This window comes from Streptomyces hainanensis (genome assembly GCF_004348415.1).
Lineage (GTDB): Bacteria > Actinomycetota > Actinomycetes > Streptomycetales > Streptomycetaceae > Streptomyces > Streptomyces hainanensis.
Map to the genome: position 1 here is coordinate 1 of NZ_SMKI01000015.1, position 19,927 is coordinate 19,927.

Annotated in this window: 1 protein-coding gene and 1 pseudogene; one reads left to right on the plus strand and one right to left on the minus strand. The window is 74.6% G+C overall.

Annotated features, from left to right (window positions below; translation table 11 throughout):
• Positions 1-18,835: pseudogene (locus E1283_RS38490) on the minus strand (SDR family NAD(P)-dependent oxidoreductase); the annotation flags it as partial.
• Between the two features lie 861 nt (positions 18,836-19,696).
• Here E1283_RS38490 and E1283_RS02565 point away from each other — a divergent pair.
• A complete protein-coding gene (locus tag E1283_RS02565) occupies positions 19,697-19,924 on the plus strand; it encodes a cation:proton antiporter regulatory subunit (protein ID WP_132816097.1) in 228 nt (75 codons plus the stop codon).
• Positions 19,925-19,927: the final 3 nt, after the last annotated feature.

The following is a 19,927-nucleotide window of genomic DNA, read 5'->3' on the forward strand; positions in this document are numbered from 1 at the left end:
GTTCGGGGCGGGTGGCGAGGTGGTCGAGCAGGCGCGTCGCGCGGGCGCGCAGTGCGGGGCCGGTCCTGGCGGAGAGCGGCCAGCCGGCTGCGAACGCCCGGTGTCCCCGGTCGTCCGCGGCGGTCTCCGACTCCGATGTGGTGGGCGCCTGTTCGAGAATGACGTGGGCGTTGGTGCCGCTGATGCCGAACGCGGACACCCCGGCCCGGCGCGGCCGACCCTCCTCGGGCCAGACCGTGTTCCCGGTGACCAACTCGACCGCGCCACCCGACCAGTCGACGTGCGGGGTCGGCGCGTCCACGTGCAGTGTGGCCGGCAACACCCCGTGCCGCATCGCCGACACCATCTTGATCACACCCGCGACTCCGGCCGCGGCCTGGGTATGACCGAGGTTGGACTTCAACGAACCCAGCAGCAACGGCCGCTCAGCCGACCGGTCCTGGCCGTAGGTGGCCAGCAACGCCCCCGCCTCGACCGGGTCGCCCAGCGTGGTCCCGGTGCCGTGCGCCTCCACGGCGTCCACGTCGGCGGCCACGAGACCGGCGTTCGCCAACGCCTGCCGGATCACCCGCTGTTGTGAAGGACCGTTCGGCGCCGTCAACCCGTTCGACGCACCGTCCTGATTGACCGCGCTCCCCCGCAGCACCGCCAGCACCGGGTGCCCGTTCCGCCGGGCGTCCGACAGACGCTCCAGCAACACCATGCCCACGCCCTCGCCCCAGGCCGTCCCGTCGGCCCCGGCCGCGAACGGTTTGATCCGCCCGTCGGCCGCCAGGCCCTGCTGGTGGCCGAACTCGACGAAGAGGTCAGGCGTGGACATCACCGTCACGCCGCCGGCCAGGGCCAGCTCGCACTCCCCCGACCGCAGGGCCCGCGCGGCCAGGTGCATCGCGACCAGGGACGAGGAGCACGCCGTGTCCACGGTGATGGCCTGGCCCTCGAGACCGAGCGCGTAGGCGACACGTCCGGACGCCACGCTCGTCGTGTTCCCGGTCAGCACGGAGCCGCTGAGCTGCTCCGGAGCCTCGGCGGCCGATGGCCCGTAGCTCTGCGGCATCGCACCGACGAACACGCCCGTCCGGCTCCCCCGCAGGGACACGGGGTCGATGCCCGCCCGCTCGAACGTCTCCCACGACGTCTCCAACAACAGGCGCTGCTGCGGATCCATCGCCAGCGCCTCCCGCGGCGAGATGCCGAAGAACTCGGCGTCGAACTCGCCGGCGTCGGGGAGGAATCCGCCACTCCGCGGGTAGGCGGTGCCGGCACCGTCCTGGTCGGGGTGGCTCCGGTCGTGCTGGTTCCAACCGCGGTCGGTCGGGAACGGGGTGATCGCGTCGACACCGTCCGCGACGAGCCGCCACAGGTCCTCGGGGGAGCGCACGCCGCCCGGGTAGCGGCAGCCCATGGCGATGACGACGATCGGGTCGTCGCCCCGCCGCCCGGTGGCGTCGGTGGTCGAGGCCCCGTCCGTCTCGGGGGTGGGGGTGGCCGCCGAGGCCCGCGGGTCGCCGGTGAGGTCGACCGTCAGCCGGCGGGCGAGGACTTCGGGCGTGGGGTGGTCGAACGCGAGCGTGGCCGGAAGCCGCAGTCCGGTGACCGTGCTGAGGCGGTTGCGGAGCTCGACGGCGGTGAGCGAGTCGAAGCCGAGGTCCCGGAACGCGGTGTCGGTCCTGACGGCCGCGTTGACCGCGTGGCCGAGCACCACCGCGATCTCCCCGGTGACGACGGCCAGCACGGCGGCCTCGCGTTCGGCGTCGGGCAGGCCGAGCAGGCGCCGCGCCAGCGACTGGTCGCCGGCGGAGGCGGCCGCGGTGCGTCGGGCCGGGGCACCGTGCAGGTCGCGGAGGGGCGCCGGGGGATGGTCGAGGGCGCGCACGGCGACGCGGTCGATCCCGGACAGCAGCACGGTGGGGCGGTCCGCGGCGCGGGCCGCGGCGAGGAGGTCGAGGCCGTGTTCGTCGGAGATCGGGACCAGGCCGAGGCCGGCCATCCGGGCCAGGTCACGTTGTTCGAGGTGGCCGGTCATGCCGCTGGCCTCGGCCCACTGCCCCCAGGCCAGGGACACGGCCGGGAGTCCGCGGGCCCGCCGGTACGTGGCGAGCGCGTCGAGGAAGGAGTTGGCGGCGGCGTAGTTGGCCTGACCGGGGGTGCCGAGCGTGCCGGCGGCCGAGGAGAACAGCACGAACTCGGTGAGGTCGAGGTCCTGGGTCAACTCGTGGAGGTGCCAGGCCGCGTCGATCTTGGGCCGCAGCACCGCCGCCAGCCGTTCCGGGGTCAGGCCGAGCAGCACGCCGTCGTCCAGGACGCCCGCGGCGTGCACCACGGCGGTCAGCGGGCGCGTCGCGGGCACGTCGCGCAGCAGGCGCGCCAGCGCCGCCCGGTCGGCCGCGTCGCAGGCGACGACCTCGGCGTCGACTCCCGCTTCGGCGAGTTCGGTCACGAGGTCGGCGGCGCCGGGGGCGCCGGGGCCACGCCGGCTGGTGAGCAGCAGGTGCCGGGCCTGGCCGGTGGCGGCGTAGTGATGGGCGAGCAGCCGGCCGAGAGTGCCGGTGCCGCCGGTGATCAGCACGGTTCCGGGAGCGGCCGGGTGCCCGGCGCCGGGATGGACGGTGGGCGGGATGGTCAGGACCACCTTGCCGGCGCGGCCGTCCGGCGTGAGTCGCCGCAGTGCCCCGGTGGCCTGCCTGATGTCCCAGGTGGAGGCGGGCAGGGGGCGGATGGCGCCGCCCTCGCAGCCGGCTCGCAGCCGGGTGAGGAGCTCGGCGACGTGGTCCTCCCCGACCTCCGTGAGTTCGAAGTCCCGGTGGCCGGCGGCGGCGTGGACGAGCAGCGCCTCGTCGGGTGGGAGGTCGCCGCGGTCGGTGGGCGCGTGGACGGCGGTGAGGTAGGGCACGGGGAGGGTCGCGGCGTCGGTGAAGGACCACCCGGTGGGCATGGGCGTCATCAGCCGTCGGTCGGCCACGACGACCGGTCCGAGGCCGTCCGTGAAGACGCCCATCACCCGGTCGCCGGGGCGGAGTCCGGTCACCTCGGGCCCGGTCTCCAGCACCACGCCGGCGCCGTCGCCGCCGAGGGGTCGGGAGTCGGCCACCCGGTCGAGGGCGGTCGTCACGTCGTGGAGGTTGAGGCCGGCGGCACGCAGCGCGACCCGCACCTGGCCGGGGGCCAGTGGCCGGTCGGCGGCGGCGTGCGGCAGGAGCGCGAAGTCGTCCACCGAGCCCCTGGAGGTGAGGCCCAGCCGCCAGCCGCCAGCCGACGGCGGGACGAGCCCGGTTTCCGAGCCGGCCGCGACGAGTCGGGGGACCGTCATCGCGCCGTCACGCAGGGCGAGTTGGGGCTCCTCGGTGGCGAGCGCCGTGGGCAGGGCACGCAGGGAGGCCGCCGTGCCGTCGTGGTCGACCAGGGTGAAGCGGTCGGGGTTCTCGGTCTGGGCCGTGCGGACCAGGCCCCAGACGGCCGCGTCGGCGAGCCCCGGCGTGTCCTCGCCGGCGCGGGCGGCGACAGCGCCCTGGGTGAGCAGGGCCAGTCGGGCGCCGGTTGGCGTCCTGGAGTCCGTGAGCCAGGTCTTGAGGAGTTCGAGCACCCGCCGGGTGGCGGCGCGCGCCGCCGACGGCTCGTCGGCGGGACGGGCGACCGGCGCGCAGGGCAGGCAGACGGCGGTGGGTGCGGGCCCTCCGGCGGCGAGGAGCGCCGCGATGTCGGGCAGGATGTCGACCTCGGCCCCGCCGGCCCGCAGGACCGCGGCCAGTTCGGCGGCCTCCCGGCCTTCGGCGAGCAGGGTCACCCGGGCGGGCGCGGGGCGTTCGTCCCGCGGCGCCGGTCGCCAGGAGAGCTGGTGCAGGTCGGCGGCGGGTCCGATGGCCGGCTGACCGGGACGCAGCGCCAGGTTCTCCGCGCTGAGCACCAGGTCACCGGCCGGGTCCCAGAGCGTCACGCCGACGTTGACCGGGTCGCTGGTGTCGATCACGACCCGCAGGGCGCGGGCGCCGGTGGCGTGCAGGCGCACGCTCCGCCAGGAGAACGGGTACAGCGTCTCCCGGGTGCCGTACAGCGCGACGTGCAACGCGGCGTCGAACAGGGCGGGGTGGATACCGAAGCGGTCGGGCTCTCCGGCCTCCTGGGGCAGGGTGACCTCGGCGTAGCGGGTGGTGCCCGACTGCCAGGCCGCGGTGAGACCGCGGAAGGCGGCTCCGTAGCCGTATCCGTGCGCGGCCAGTTGACCGTGGAGATGGGCGACGTCCAGCGGCACGGCTTCTGCCGGCGGCCACCCGGTCGGTCGCGCGATGGCGCCCTCGGGTTCGGAGCGCCGTGCCACGAGGGTTCCACCGGCGTGCCGCGTCCAGGGCACGTCGGGCGGCGAGTCGGCGGGCCTGGCGTGCACCGTGACGGGGCGGGTGCCGCTCGGGTCCGGGGCGCCGACGAGCACCTGGACGGCGACGGCCCCCGTTGCCGGGATGTGGAGCGGGGCGGCGAGCGTGAGTTCCTCGACCTGGCCGCAGCCGACCTGGTCGCCGGCCCTGATCGCGAGTTCGATCAGAGCGGTGGCGGGCACCAGCGCGGTGCCGCCCACCCGGTGGTCGCCCAGCCAGGGGTGGGTGCGCAGGGACAGCGTGCTGATGAAGAGATGGTTCTCGCCGACGGCGAGCGGGATGGCCGCGCCGAGCAGCGGGTGGTCGGTCGCCGCGAGGCCGAGGCCCGCCGGGGTTCCCGTGGGCTCCGGCTTCACGAACCAGTGGTTCTCGCGCTGGAAGGGGTAGGTGGGCAGATCGGTGGCGTCGGCCCGGCGGTCGCCGAGAACGGCGGACCAGTCAGGAACGATTCCGCCGTGCACATGAGCGGCGGCGAGTGAGGTCAGGACGCGTTCCCAGCCGCCCTCGTTCCGCCGCAGGGTGCCGGTGACGACGGCGCCGGACTCGGGGGCGTGCGCGGCGATCGTCTCCTCGACGCCCACGGTGAGCACCGGGTGCGGGCTGGCCTCGAGGAACAGCCGGTGGCCTTGGGCGAGCAGCGTCCGGACGGCGGGCTCGAACTCCACCGTCTGGCGCAGGTTCCGGTACCAGTAGCCGGCGTCCAGGGCACCACCGTCGTGGCCGGCGACGGTCGAGTGGAACGACACCTTGGCCGTGCGCGGGCGCACCGGCGCCAGGAGTTCGAGCAACTCGTCGCGGATGGCCTCCACCTGTGGGGAGTGGGAGGCATAGTCCACCGCGATCGGCCAGGCATTGACGTCGGTGGCCGTGCAGCGCGCCACGAGTTCCTCCAGTGCCATCGCCTCGCCCGAAACGACCGTGCTGGTCGGCCCGTTGACCACGGCCACCGAGATCCGCCCGGCCCAGGGTTCGATCAGCTCGGCGGCGGCGTGGGCCCCCAGCCCGAGGGAGACCATTCCGCCCAGGCCGGCGAGCGACCGCAGCGCCTTCGACCGCAGCACGACGACGCGCGCGGCGTCCTCCAGCGACAGGATCCCGGCGATGTGCGCGGCTGCGATCTCCCCCTGGGAGTGCCCCACCACCACGTCGGGGCGCACCCCCAACGACTCCCACAACCGGGCCAACGACACCATCACCGCGAACAACGCGGGCTGCACCACGTCCACCCGCTCCCACGACGGGGCGCCCTCCACCCCCCGCAGCACATCGAGCAGATCCCAGTCCGCGAACCGGGAGAGCTCCCGCGCGCACGCGGCCAGGTGCCGGGCGAAGACCGGTGCCGTGTCCAGCAGTTCAACCGCCATGCCGGACCACTGCGAGCCCTGCCCGGGAAACACGAACACGGTGCCGCCCGCCTGGCTCGCGGCCGCGCCCGTCGTGAGCTGGGGAGCGGCGCCGCCCGACGCCAGGGCCCGCAGGCCGGCCCGCAGTTCCCGGCCGTCCCGCCCCACCACCACGGCGCGGTGCTCGAACGAGGCGCGGCCGTGGGCGAGGGCGGCCGCGTAGTCGGTCGGGTCGGCGTTGTGGGCCAACAGGTGTCCGGCCAGTGCGCGGAGCGCGGCCGGTCGCTTCGCCGACAGCACCAGCGGCAGCGGCAGCGGCACGTCGACCGTCGGCGGTTCGTCGACCCGCTCCTCGGCCGGGGCCTGTTCGAGGACGACGTGGGCGTTGGTGCCGCTGATGCCGAACGCGGAGACGCCGGCGCGGCGCGGCTGGTCGGCCTCGGGCCACGGGGTGCTCTCGGTGATCAACTCGACGGCGCCCGCCGACCAGTCGACGTACGTGCTCGGCTGCTCGACATGCGGGGTTTTCGGCAGCATGCCGTACCGCATGGCCTGCACCATCTTGATCACGCCGGCGACACCGGCGGCGTGCTGCGTGTGGCCGATGTTGGACTTCAACGAGCCGAGCAGCAGGGGCCGGTCGGCCGGTCGGTCCTGGCCGTAGGTGGCCAGCAACGCCCCCGCCTCGATCGGGTCGCCGAGCCTGGTACCGGTGCCGTGCGCCTCGACCACGTCGACGTCGCCCGTGGTGAGACCGGAGTCCGCGAGCGCGGCCCTGATGACCCGCTGCTGCGACGGGCCGTTGGGTGTGGTGAGGCCGTGGGAGGCCCCGTCCTGGTTGATGGCGGATCCGCGGACCACGGCGAGCACGGGACGGTTGTTGCGGCGGGCGTCGGAGAGCCGCTCCAGCAGTACGAGCCCCACGCCCTCGCTCCAGGCCGTGCCGTCGGCCGCGTCGGAGAACGCCTTGATCCGGCCGTCGGGCGCCAGGCCGCGCTGCTGGCTGAACTCCACGAACGCACCGGGGGTGGCCATGACCGTGACGCCGCCGGCGAGGGCCAGGTCGCACTCGCCGGAGCGCAGCGCGCGGACCGCCATGTGCAGCGCCACCAGTGAGGAGGAGCAGGCCGTGTCCAGGGTGACGGCCGGCCCCTCCAACCCCAGTGTGTAGGCGATGCGGCCGGAGGCGACGCTGGCCGAGGTCCCGGTCAGCACGTGGCCCGTGACGCCGGCCGGCGCGTCGGCGAGGCGCGGCCCGTACTCCTGGGTGGCGGCGCCGACGAAGACGCCGGTGTTGCTGCCGCGCAGCGTCGTCGGGTTGATACCGGCACGCTCGACCGTCTCCCAGGACGTCTCGAGCAGCAGTCGCTGCTGCGGGTCCATCGCCGACGCCTCGCGCGGCGCGATCCCGAAGAATTCCGCGTCGAACTCGCCCGCGTCGTGCAGGAATCCGCCGCGCGCGACGTAGGAGGTGCCTGCCCGGCCGGGGTCCGGGTCGAACAGGGAATCCAGGTCCCAGCCTCGGTTCCCGGGGAACGGCGTGATGGGGTCGGTGCCCTCGACGACCAGCCGCCAGAGGTCCTCGGGCGACCGTACGCCCCCCGGGTAACGGCAGCCCATGGCGGTGATGACGATCGGGTCCTCGCCGTTCGCCGGCGGGAGGTCCACCGAGGCTCCAGGTCGCGCGTCCTGTTCCGGGGCACCGGTGATCTCGGCCAGTAGGCGGCGGACGAGGTCGTTCGGGGTCGGGTGGTCGAAGGTGAGCGTGGCCGGCAGCCGCAGGCCGGTGACGGCGTTCAGCCGGTTCCGCAGTTCGACCGAGCCGAGGGAGTCGAAGCCCAGCGCGGAGAACCCCTGGTCGGCGCCGATGCCGCTGGCATCGGCGCGGCCCAGGACGAGCGCCGCTTCACGGGTCACCAGGTCGAGCAGCGTCCTGTGCCGTTCGGCCGCCGGGCGGTCGAGCAGCCGTCCCACCAGGGACGCGTCCTTGCTCGCCGCGCGGGCTCTGGCGCGTCGGGGGGTCGTCGAGCGGGTGCGGGTGGCGGCCAGGCCGCGGAGCACCGCGGGTGGTTCGGCCAGCGCGCGCACGGCCGCCCGATCGATCTCCGTCGCCAGCACCGCCGGCCGGTCGACCGCCCGGGCCGCCTCGAACAACGCCAGACCGGACTCGTCGCTCAACGGCACCAGGCCGAGGCGCCCCAGGCGCGCCAGGTCGGCGTCCGCCAGATGCCCCGTCATGCCGCTCGACGAGGCCCACCGCCCCCACGCCAACGACACGGCTGGCAGTCCCCGCGCCCGCCGAAACGCCGCCAGGGCGTCGAGGAACACGTTCCCGGCCGCGTAGCCGCCCTGCCCGGGCGTGCCGAGCACCCCGGCGACCGAGGAGAACAGCACGAACTCGGCGAGGTCGAGGCCCCGGGTCAGCTCGTGCAGATGCCAGGCGCCGTCGACCTTCGGCCGCAGCACCCGCGCCAACCGCTCCGCCGAGAGGCCGGCCACGACGCCGTCGTCCAGCACGCCGGCGGCGTGCACCACCGCCCGCAGCGAGTGACCGGCCGGAACGGCCGCCACCACCCGCGCCACGTCGTCGCGGTCGCCGATGTCGGCGGCCACCACGCTCGCGGTCACGCCGAGGCCCTCGAGGTCGGCGACCAGTTCACGTGCCCCGGGGGACTCCGCGCCACGCCGACTGGTGAGCAGCACGTGGCCGGCCTGGCCGGTGGCCGCGTAGTGCCGCGCCAACAACCCGCCCAACGTGCCGGTACCGCCGGTGATCAGCACCGTCCCAGGCGAGGGGTCCGCCGTCGGGTGGACGGTGGGCGGGATGGCCAGCACGATCTTTCCGGTGTGCCGGGCGAGGGCGAGGTGGCGCAGTGCCTCGGGGGCCTGTCGAACGTCCCAGACCGTGGTGGGCAGCGGCTGGAGGTGACCTGCCTCGGCCAGCGCGCGCAGTTCGCGCAGGATCTCGTGGAGGCGGTCGGGGCCCGGGTCCATGAGGTCGAAGGCGTGGTAGCCGGCGCCGGCGTGGCGAGCGGCCACCTCGCCGGGCTCGCGGATGTCCGTCTTGCCCATCTCGAGGAAGCGTCCGCCGGGGGCGAGCAGCCGCAGCGAGGCGTCGGTCAACTCGCCGGCGAGGGCGTTCAGCACGACGTCGAAGCCGCGGCCGCCGGTGGCGGAGCGGAAGGTCTGCTCGAACTCGGCGGTGCGCGAGTCGGCGATCCGGTCGTCGGCGTAGCCGAGGCCGCGCAGCGTCTCCCACTTGCCGACGCTGGCGGTGCCGTACACCTCCGCGCCGAGAAGCCTGGCGAGTTGGCGGGCGGCCATGCCGACGCCGCCGGTCGCGGCGTGCACGAGCAGGGTGTCGCCGGCGCCGGTCCCGGCCAGGTCGACGAGTCCGTGGTAGGCGGTGGTGAAGGCGATGGGCACCGTCGCGGCCTCGGTGAAGGTCCAGCCGGCCGGCATCGGCACCACCAGGCGCCGGTCGGCGACGACGACCGGCCCGGTGCCGTCCATGAAGAGGCCCATCACCCGGTCGCCGACGGCGAGTTCGGTGACGTCCGGGCCGACCTCGGTGACGATGCCGGCGCCCTCGCCGCCGGGCGGGCGGCGGTCGGCGACCATGTCGAGCCCGATCATGACGTCCCGGAAGTTCAGCCCGGCGGCGCGCAGCGCCACCCTGACCTGGCCGGGGGCGAGCGGCGCGTCGAACGCGGGATGGGGCAGGCAGGCGACGTCGTCGACGGAGCCGCGCGTGGTGAAGTCGAGGCGCCATGCGCCGGGCGTCGCGGGGGTCGGCAGCGCCGGATGGCCGCCCGTCAGCCGCGGGATGACGCAGCCGCCGTTCCGCAGGGCGAGTTGCGGCTCGCCGGTGTCGAGCGCGGCGGGCAGCAGGCGCAGCGAGGCGGCCTGGCCGTCGTGGTCGACCAGCGTGAACGGTCCCGGGTTCTCGGTCTGGGCCGAGCGGACCAGGCCCCAGACCGGGGCGGTGGCCAGCCCTGGCACGTCCTCCCCGTCGCGGGTGGCGATGGCGCGGCGGGTGACCAGTGCCAGGCGGACCCCGCCGAGCGCCTCGTCGGTCAGCCAGCTTCGCAGCAGTTCGAGTGTCGACCGGGTGGCGGCGTGCGCGCCGGCGACGGGGGCGGCGGCGGCCGGCGTGTCCGCGCCGCAGGGCACCAGGACGACGTCGGGGGTGGTGCCGGCGGCCAGGGCGGCGCGGAGCGCCGGCAGGTCGGGCAGCGGGGTCACGTCCGTTGCCTGGCGGGCGAGTTCGGCGGCCAGGGTCTCGGCCGGGCCGCCGTCCCCGAGCACCACGAGACGGGTGCTCTTCGTGCTCTTCGTGCCCTCCGGAAGTGGCAGCGGTTCCCAGGCCACCCGGTGCAGGTCGTCCGCGTGCTCGGCGGCCGGGGAGAGCGTCGGTGCCGGCCGCAGGGCCAGGGCTCCGACGGTCAGCACCGGCCCGCCCGCCGGGTCGTTCAGCGTGACGGCCACGGTGTCGGCCCCGACCGCGTCGAAGCGGGCCCGCACGGCGTCCGCGCCGGTGGCGTGCAGGCGCACGTCCCGCCAGGAGTACGGCAGCAGCGTGGGGCCGCCGGGGCGCAGCGCCGCGTGCAGGGCGGCGTCGAGCAGGGCGGGGTGCAGGCCGAAGCCCTCGATGTCGCCGGCGGCTCGGGGCAGCTCGGCTTCGGCGTAGACCGTCCCGTCGCGGTCCCAGGCCGCGCCGAGCCCTCGGAAGGCCGGCCCGTACTGGTAGCCGAGTCCGGCCAGCCCGTCGTAGTGCTCGGCCACGTCGAATGGCTCGGTGCCGGCCGGCGGCCACTCCCCCGACGCGCCGCGCGGCGGCGCGGGTTCGGCGGGACCGGTGGCGAGGGTTCCGGTGGCGAAGGTTCCGGCGGCGTTGCGTGTCCACGGCCGGTCGTCCTGGGCGTCGGCCGGGCGGGAGTGGATGGTGACGGGCCGGCGCTCGTCCTCGTCGGGCTGGCCGAGCAGGACCTGGACCCGCACGGCGCCGGAGTCCGGCAGCACGAGCGGCGCGTCCAGGGTCAGCTCCTCGAGCAGGTCGCAGCCGCCCTCGAAGCCGGCGCGGAGGGCCAGTTCGAGGAGCGCGGTGCCCGGCAGCAGCACCGTGCCGTGCACGGCGTGGTCGGCCAGCCAGGGGTGGGTGCGCCGCGACAGGGTGCCGGTGAGAACGTGGCTGTCCTCACCGGCGAGGGCCGTGGCGGCGCCGAGCAGCGGGTGGTCCGCGTCGAGCACCCCGAGGGTCGCCGGGTCCCCGGACCCGTGGTGCGGCTCCGGCCAGTAGGTGTCGGGTTGGAAGGGGTAGGTGGGCAGTTCGGTGGCGTCGACCGGTCCCGTGCCGAGGACGGCGGACCAGTCCGGGGCCACCCCGCCGTGCACGTGCGCGGTGGCCAGCGATGTCAACAGCCGTGGCCGGCCGCCCTCGTCACGGCGCAGGGTGCCGGTGACGACGGTGCCGGAGTCGGGCGCGTGCGCGGCCACGGCCTCGGTGAGTCCCACGGTCAGCACCGGGTGGGGGCTGGACTCGACGAACAGGGTGTGGCCGTCGGCGAGCAGCGCCCGGACCGCGGTCTCGAACTCGACGGTCCTGCGCAGGTTCTCGTACCAGTACGTGGCGTCCGTCGGCGCCTGGGCCGGCAACGGCCCGCCCGCGTGCCCGGCGACGGTCGAGTAGAACGGCACGGTTCCGGGGCGGGGCGTGATCGGGGCCAGCAGGGCGAGCAACTCGTCGCGGATGGGCTCCACCCGCGCGGAGTGCGAGGCGTAGTCGACGGCGATCCGCCGAGCCCTGATACCCTGCGCCTCACAACGAGCCACCAACTCGTCAAGAGCCGCCGCCTCACCCGAAACCACCGTGCTGGTGGGGCCGTTGACCACGGCGACCGAGATCCGTCCGGCCCACGAGTCGATCAGCTCACCGGCGGCGTCGGCATCCAGTGGCAGCGACACCATTCCGCCCGTACCGGCGAGCGTCCGCAACGCCTTCGCCCGCGACGCCACCACCCGCGACGCGTCCTCGAGCGAGAGCATTCCCGCGATGTGGGCGGCGGCGATCTCGCCCTGGGAGTGCCCCACCACGGCATCCGGGCGCACCCCCCACGACTCCCACAACCGCGCCAGCGACACCATGACCGCGAACAGCGCGGGCTGCACCACGTCCACCCGCTCCCACGACGGGGCGCCCTCGGCCCCGCGCAACACGTCGAGCAGGTCCCAGTCCGTGAACCGCGACAACTCCCGTGCGCAGGAGGCGAGATGTTCACCGAAGACCGGCGAGGAGTCCAGCAGTTCGACGCCCATGCCGAGCCACTGCGCCCCCTGCCCGGGAAACACGAACACCGTGCCGCCCGCGGGGACGGTTCGCGAGCCCACCGTGAGGCCGGGGGCGGGCTCGCCGGCGGCCAGGGCCGCGAGGCCGGCCCGCAGCTCCTGGTCGTCGCGCCCCGCCAACACGGCGCGGTGGGTGAGGGAGGCACGACCGCGCGCGAGGGTGAGGGCGCGACCGGTCAGGTCCGCCTGGTGGGCCAGCAACCGCTCGGCGGTCTCGCGCAGCGCGGCGGGGCTCTTCGCGGACAGCACCAGCGGCAGCGGGGAGTCGCCGGGCCGCGGCTCGTCGGCGGGCTCCTCGGCCGGGGCCTGCTCCAGGATGACGTGGGCGTTGGTGCCGCTGATGCCGAAGGAGGAGACGCCGGCCCGGCGAGGGCGGTCGGTCTCGGGCCAGGACGTGCTCTCGGTGACCAGCTCGACGGCGCCCGTCGACCAGTCGACGTGCGGGGTCGGCGCGTCGACGTGCGGGGTGGCGGGCAGCACGCGGTGTCGCATGGCCTGCACCATCTTGATCACGCCCGCGATGCCGGCGGCGGCCTGGGTGTGGCCGATGTTGGCCTTCAACGAGCCGAGCAGCAGAGGCCGTTCGGCCGGCCGGCCCTGGCCGTAGGTGGCGAGCAGCGCGCCCGCCTCGATCGGGTCGCCGAGCGTCGTGCCGGTGCCGTGCGCCTCCACGACGTCGACGTCGGCGGTGCCGAGGCCGGCGTCGGCCAACGCCCGCCCGATCACCCGTTGCTGGGCGGGGCCGTTGGGCGCGGTCAGCCCGTTGGACGCGCCGTCCTGGTTGACGGCGGAGCCGCGCACCAGGGCGAGCACCCGGTGCCCGTTCCGACGGGCGTCCGACAGCCGCTCCAGCAGCACGAGGCCGACGCCCTCGCCCCAGGAGGTGCCGTCAGCGGCCGCCGAGAAGGGCTTGATCACGCCGTCCGGTGCCAGGCCGCGCTGCCGGCCGAACTCGGTGAAGATGCCCGGCATCGACATCACCGTCACGCCGCCGGCCAGCGCGAGGCCGCACTCGCCGGCCCGCAGTGCCCGGGTGGCCAGGTGCAGCGCGACCAGGGACGAGGAGCAGGCGGTGTCCACCGTGACGGCCTGGCCTTCGAGGCCCAGGGTGTAGGCGATGCGGCCGGAGGCGACGCTCGTGGTGTTGCCGGTGAGCAGGGAGCCGCTGAGCCGCTCCGGCGCCTGGGTGGTGGGCGGTCCGTACTCCTGCGGCATGGCGCCGACGAACACGCCGGTGTCGCTGCCGCGCAGGGTGGTCGGATCGATCCCGGCGCGCTCCAGCGTCTCCCAGGCGGTCTCCAGCAGCAGCCGCTGCTGCGGGTCCATCGCCAGCGCCTCGCGCGGCGCGATGCCGAAGAACTCCGCGTCGAACGTGTCGGCGTCGTAGAGGAAGGCGCCGCGGCGGGTGTAGGTCTTGCCGGGCCTGCCGGGCTCCGGGTCGTAGATGCCGTCCAGGTCCCAGCCGCGGGTGGTGGGGAAGTCGCCGAAGGCGTCGGCGCCTTCGGCGAGCAGCCGCCACAGGTCCTCGGGCGACCGCACCCCGCCGGGGTAGCGGCAGCCGATCGAGACGATGGCGATGGGGTCGTCGTCCGCCGGGCGCGTGACGGGGGCGGTCCGACCGGTGGGCGCGGCGTGGATGCCGAGGAGGTCGGCGAGGAGGCCGATCAGGGCCGCCGGGGTCGGGTGGTCGTAGATCAGGGTGGCCGGCAGTCGTTCGCCGACCGCCGTGGTGAGGCGTCGGTGCAGTTCGACGCCGGTCAGCGAGTCGAAGCCGAGGTCCTTGAAGGTCTCTTCGAGGTCGAGCGTGTCGCCCGTGTCGTGGCCGAGCACCGATGCGACGTGGCCGCGGACCAGCCTGGTGAGCCGAGCGAGGTCGTCCCCGGTGGCCGGACGCGGGCCCGGCTCGGGCGTGGTGCCGGGTGCCCGCTCCGCGACGCGGGGAAGGCGTGCGGGCATCAGGCCGTCGAGTACGGCCGGGAGCGTGCCGGCGGTGCCGAGTCGGCGCAGGGCCACGCCGTCCACGGTGGCGGGGAACAGCCAGGCGGCGGGGTCCGCCGTGCGGCCGGCGCGGGTGGCGGCCTGGTGGGCGGGCAGCGGCCGGATGCCGTGCTGTGCGGCGTCGTTCTCCTCGGCCGCGCCTCGGGCGCAGTGCACAACGGTGGCGGGGAGGCCGCGGGCGAGCCGGTATTCGGCCAGGGCGGCGAGGAAGGTGTCGGCGGCCGCGCCGCTGCGGCCGTCCGAGGCCCCGAGCAGTCCGGCCGGTGAGGCGAGCAGGGTGAATTCCGTCAGTGAGGCACCGGCGAGCTGGTGCAGGTGCCAGGCTCCCGCGATGGTGCGTTGGATGCCGTCGTCCGGGGCGCCGGCGCCGTGGATCACGACGGTGAGGGGGCGGTCGGCGGGAACGGCGGCCAGCAGCGCGGCCAACGCGTCGGCGTCCGCGACGTCACAGGCGGCGACGGCCACGTCGGCGCCGGACTCGGCGAGTTCGGCCCGGAGTTGGGCGACACCCGGGGCGTCTTCGCCGCGCCTGCCGACCAGCAGCAGCCGCCCGTCCGGGCGGCGGGCGGCGTGGTGCCTGGCCAGTTCGGCGGCCCCCGGGCTGGGAAATCCGGTGACGAGGGTGGTGCCGGTGGGGATCGGCGGGGTGTCGAGCGCGGCCGTGGTAGCTGCTCGCTGCAGGCGGGGCACGTACAACCGACCGTCGACAGCGGCGAGTTGGGACTCGCCGGTGGCAACGGCGGCGCCCAGGGCCGATCCGGGGTGGCTGATCCCGTCGAGGTCGACGACGGTCAGCCGCCCCGGGTTGTCGCGCTGTGCCGAGCGGACGAGTCCCCACACGGCCGCGTCGGCGAGGCCGTCGACGGAGCTGCCGGGGACGGCGGCGACCGCGCCGCAGGTGACGACGACCAGTCGAGACCGGGCGAAGCGCTGGTCGGCGAGCCAGGTGCGCAGCAGGGCGGCGGTCCGCCGGACGGCGCGCCGGGCGACGGCCGGCGGCTCCTCCTCCGCCGTGGTGGCGGAACGCGGTACCGCCGTGGTGAGCACGAACTCCGGGACGGGGGCGGTGCCCTCACCGATCGCGGCGAGCCGCGCGTGGCGGGGCAGTCCCGTCCCCAGGTCGTCGTCGCCGAGCACCGCCCATGTCGCGGGCGACGGGTCGAGGGGAGGGAAGTCGAGCGGCAGCCAGTCGAGGCGCAGGAGCGAGTCGGCCGCGGTCTCGCCGGTGGCCGGCAGCTCCTCGGGGGCGAGGGCGCGGAACGTCAGGGTGTCGACGGTGAACACGGGGGCGCCCGCGTGGTCGGTGAGGAGCAGCGCGAAGCGGTCCTCACCGAGGCGGGTGACTCGCGCCCGCAGGGTGCGCGCGCCGGTGGCGTGTATCCGGGCGCCCGACCAGGTGGCGGGGATCAGTGGCTGGTCGGAGTCGGCCTCGGCGGCCGCGAGTTGGAGGGCCGCGTCGAGCAGCACCGGGTGGAGGAGGAACGCGCCCGGGTCGTCGGTGCTCTCGGGGAGCTCGAGTTCGGCGAAAAGCTGGTCGCCGCGCCGCCAGGCCATCGTGATGCCGTGGAACGCGGGGCCGTGGCGGTGGCCTCGTTCGGCGAGCCGGTCTCGGAGGTCGCCGAGGTCGAGGAGGCTGGCTTGGGCAGGCGGAAAGTGCGCGAGCGCCGGGTCCGCCGCGGGCGAGGGCCGGCCGGCCGGATCAGCGGGGCCCAGGGTGCCGGTGGCGCGTCGGATCCAGGTCGTGGCGCCTTCGGTCCTGGAGTGGATGGTGAGTGCGCGGAGTCCGTCGGGGCGTGGGCCGCCGAGCCGCATCTGGAGGTGTGTGGCTGTCGTCTCCGGCAGCGGGACGTGGCTGTCGAGGGTGAGTTCGCGAATCTCACCGGCGCCGGCGGACCCGCCTGCGGCGAGGGCGAGTTCGGTGAGGGCCGCGGCGGGAAGCAGCGTGGCGTGGTGGATGGCGTGGTCGCTCGTCCAGGGGTGGGTGTGCCGCGAGACGCCGGCGAAGAAGAGATGTCCTCCGCCGTCGGCGAGTGCGGTGCCGCCGCCGAGCACGGCGTGGTCGAGGGTGTCGAGGCCGGCGGGGTCCCGCCGGTCGGAGCGCCCCTGGGCCCAGTAGGTCTGACGCTGGAAGGCGTAGGTGGGCAGGTCCTCGGCGGGATGTGACGGCAGGCCGAAGAACGCCGTCCAGTCCGGGGAGACACCGTGGACGTGGAGGTTCGCGAGCGCGCGGGTCAACGCGGCCGGCTCGGGGGTGCGCCGGCTGAGCAGCGGCACGGTGAGCCGGCCGGTCGCGTCGGCCGCCGCCAGGGTCTCCTCGACCAGCCCCGTGAGCCTGGCGTCCGGGCCGAGCTCCAGGTAGGTGCTGACGCCCAGGGAACGCAGGGTGTCGATGCCGTCCCTGAATCGGACCGTCCTTCGGATGTGCGCGGTCCAGTAGTCGGGGCTGGTCAGTTCCTCGGCCGTGGCCAGGGCGCCGGTGATGTTGGAGACGACGGGGACGGTCGGCGGGTGGAAGGTCAGGGTGCCGGCGATGGCGCGGAACTCGGCGAGGGCGCTGTCCATGTGCGGCGAGTGGAAAGCGTGCGAGGTCCTGAGCCGGCGCGTGCGCCGGCCACGTTCACGGAAGTGGGACGCGACCTCCTCGGCCGCCGCGGCGTCCCCGGCGATGACGGTCGAGGTGGGCCCGTTGACGGCCGCGACGGCCAGGGAACCGTCCACGCCGGCGAGTGCGGCGGCCACCTCGTGTTCGGGGGCCTCCACCGCGATCATGACGCCACCGGGTATGGCGTCCTGCATCAGGCGGCCACGGGCCGCGACCAGGGTGACGGCGTCCGCCAGCGACAGCACGCCCGCCACGTGGGCGGCCGCGAGTTCGCCCACCGAGTGTCCGATCAACCGGTCGGGGACGATGCCGAGGCCGGTCACCAGCCGGTGGAGCGCGACCTGGAACGCGAACAGCGCGGGCTGGGTCAGGAATGTCTGGTCCAGCCGCGTCGACTCGGGCTCTTCCGGCTTCCGGAACATCACGTCCCGCAACGACCGCCCCAGGTGGACGTCGAAGTGACCGCAGACCTCGTCCAGCGCCTCGGCGAAGACGGGGAAGGCCCGGTACAGCCCGCTCCCCATGCCGGCGCGCTGACTGCCCTGCCCGGGGAAGAGGAAGGCGATGTCGCCGGTGGCCGCCCGGGCGCCGGTGAGGAGCCCGGGATGCTCCTCACCGGCACTCAACGCCCCCAGGGCTGCGAGGAGTTCCGAACGGCTTTCGCCCAGGGCGACGGCCCGGTGGTCGAAGGGAGTCCGGCCGGTGGCCAGGGTGTGTCCGATCGCGGCCACGTCCGCCCCGTCCACGCCGTCGAGGTGTGCGACCAGGCGGCTGGCCTGTGCCCGCAACGCGTCCTCGCTCCTCGCCGAGAGTGGCCAGGCCACGGGGGCGGCGGCACGGGTGGGGGCGGCGGCGGTCCGCGGGTCGGTGGGTGCCTGTTCGAGGATGAGGTGTGCGTTGGTGCCGCTGATCCCGAACGAGGACACTGCCGCTCGGCGCGGCCGTGGGAGGTCGGGCCAGGCGGTGTCGCCGATCACCAGTTCCACGGCGCCCGACGACCAGTCGACTCGCGGCGTGGGTTCGTCCACGTGCGGCGTCGCCGGCACCACACCGTGTCGCAGGGCCAGCACCATCTTGATCACACCAGCCACACCGGCGGCGGCCTGTACATGACCGATATTCGCCTTCAACGAGCCGAGAAGCAGCGGTCGTTCGGCCGGACGGTCCTGGCCGTAGGTGGCCAACAGGGCTGCCGCCTCGATCGGATCGCCGAGCCGGGTGCCCGTGCCGTGCGCCTCCACGACGTCGACGTCGGCGGACTCCAGCCCGGCGTCCGCGAGTGCGGCCCTGATGAGTCGTTGCTGCGCGGGGCCGCTCGGCACGGTGAACCGATCGGAGGCGCCGTCCTGGTTGACGGCGCTGCCGCGGATCACGGCGAGCACCCGATGGCCGTTGCGGCGGGCGTCGGAGAGCCGTTCGAGCAGCAGCAGGCCAACACCCTCGCCCCACACGGTGCCGTCGGCCGCCGCCGCGAACGGCTTGGCCCGGCCGTCGGGGGCCAGCCCACGCTGCCGGCTGTACTCCATGAACATGCCGAGGGTGCTCATCACGGTGGCGCCGCCGGCGAGGGCGAGGGCGCACTCGCCGGCGCGCAGCGAGCGGACCGCGAGGTGGAGCGCGACCAGCGAGGCGGACGAGGCGGTGTCCACGGTCAGGGCCGGGCCTTCGAGGCCGAGGGTGTAGGCGATGCGGCCGGACGCGGCGCCGCCGGTCGTACCGGTGAGGATGTGGCCTTCGAGCGGTGAGCCCTCGTCCATGCGGGGGCCGTAGTCCCCAGCCATGGCCCCGACGAAGACGCCGGTGTCGCTGCCGCGCAGGGTGGTCGGGTCGATACCGGCGCGCTCCAGCGTCTCCCAGGACGTCTCCAGCAGCAGCCGCTGCTGGGGGTCCATGGCCAGCGCCTCGCGTGGCGAGATCCCGAAGAACGCGGCGTCGAAACGATGCGCGTCGTGGAGGAAGCCGGCCTGGCGCTGGTAGTTGTGGCCGGGCGAGCCCGGGTCCACGGCGCTGGCACCCGCCGTGTCCCAGCCACGGTCGGTGGGGAACGGGCCGATGGCGTCGCGCCCCTGGGACAGCAGGTCCCACAGCTCGTCGGGGCCGGTCACCCCGCCGGGGAGCCGGCAGCCCATGGCCACGACCGCCACCGGCTGGTGCGGTCCGTCTGCCCGTGCCGTCCGCCGGTTGGTTTCGCGCGCCATACAGCCTCAGAACCTCTCAAGAGCAAACGGAGCAGACATCCAGGCCAGAGATTATCCGAGCCTGTCGAGCGCAAAACAGCACAGCCGTATCAATACGCGAACGGACTTACCCTCCATGGAATCCACGGCCGCTCACCCCAGGAACACCGCTGTTGCGAATCAACACGGCCCGCCGAGTGTAGATCATCCAGGAAGCAGCAGGTGAGAGCCACTGAACTCACACAAGATTCCCCCTTGCACACCCTGACGGAGCGTGGCAGAATCCTGTGCGGCCTTTCACGGGAAACCGAATCCCCAATTCGTGACCGTGCCCACTCTCCACCCTTTACATTTCGACTCGGCAGTCGAGTCGCAAGTGAATTCCGAGAGTGCTTCGATCCGCTCCAGAAATACCGCCGAAACACGCGCGCCACACGCGCGTGGGCGATTCGGGAATTTCTCGCGGGCTGGTGCGAGCCCCCACCGACCCTCGGGTCACCCCGTCCGACCTGCTGGCCACGCCCTCACCCTCGCGATCGAATACTTCTATGAAACTCGCTCCCGCGTTGCATATGACGGCGAGATGCTACGGGCCGCGACGAGCGCCAGTGGGCCAATCCAGCCACCACAACGGGAATGTCATCGTCCGGTTTTCGCGCTCCATCGGGTGCGATTCAGGCCGTTCCCGCACCTTCGGGTTTCGAGCAACCGCCCACCCTCGACGCGCGCTTGACGGGGCGCCACCGCCCCGCCCCGCACACCCCGCGGGCCGGCATACCCCGTTTGTCACCTTCTGAGAGAGAATGCGAGGTGTCGGCCCGCCGCCGTCGGCGGGCCGGGCGAGGCCAGGAGGAGCGAGTCATGGGCAAGGGTGTGCACGTCCAGGATCTACCGGGCGTGGGGAAGCGGTACGACATCGACCTCGGCCGGCCGGATCAGCGGATCTCGGTGATCATGCGGTCCGGCGGGGTGCGGGACCTCTACGTCTTCGCCACCGCGTCGGCGGAGCCGACGGCCGTGATCGAGCTGACGGAGGAGCAGGCCCGCAAGGTGAGCGCCGTGCTGTCGGCGACGTTCTTCGAGTCCTGAGGG

Bases quoted from the DNA above. Each gene is read 5' to 3' on its own strand.
- E1283_RS02565 (WP_132816097.1), top strand. From the start codon at position 19,697: ATGGGCAAGGGTGTGCACGTCCAGGATCTACCGGGCGTGGGGAAGCGG.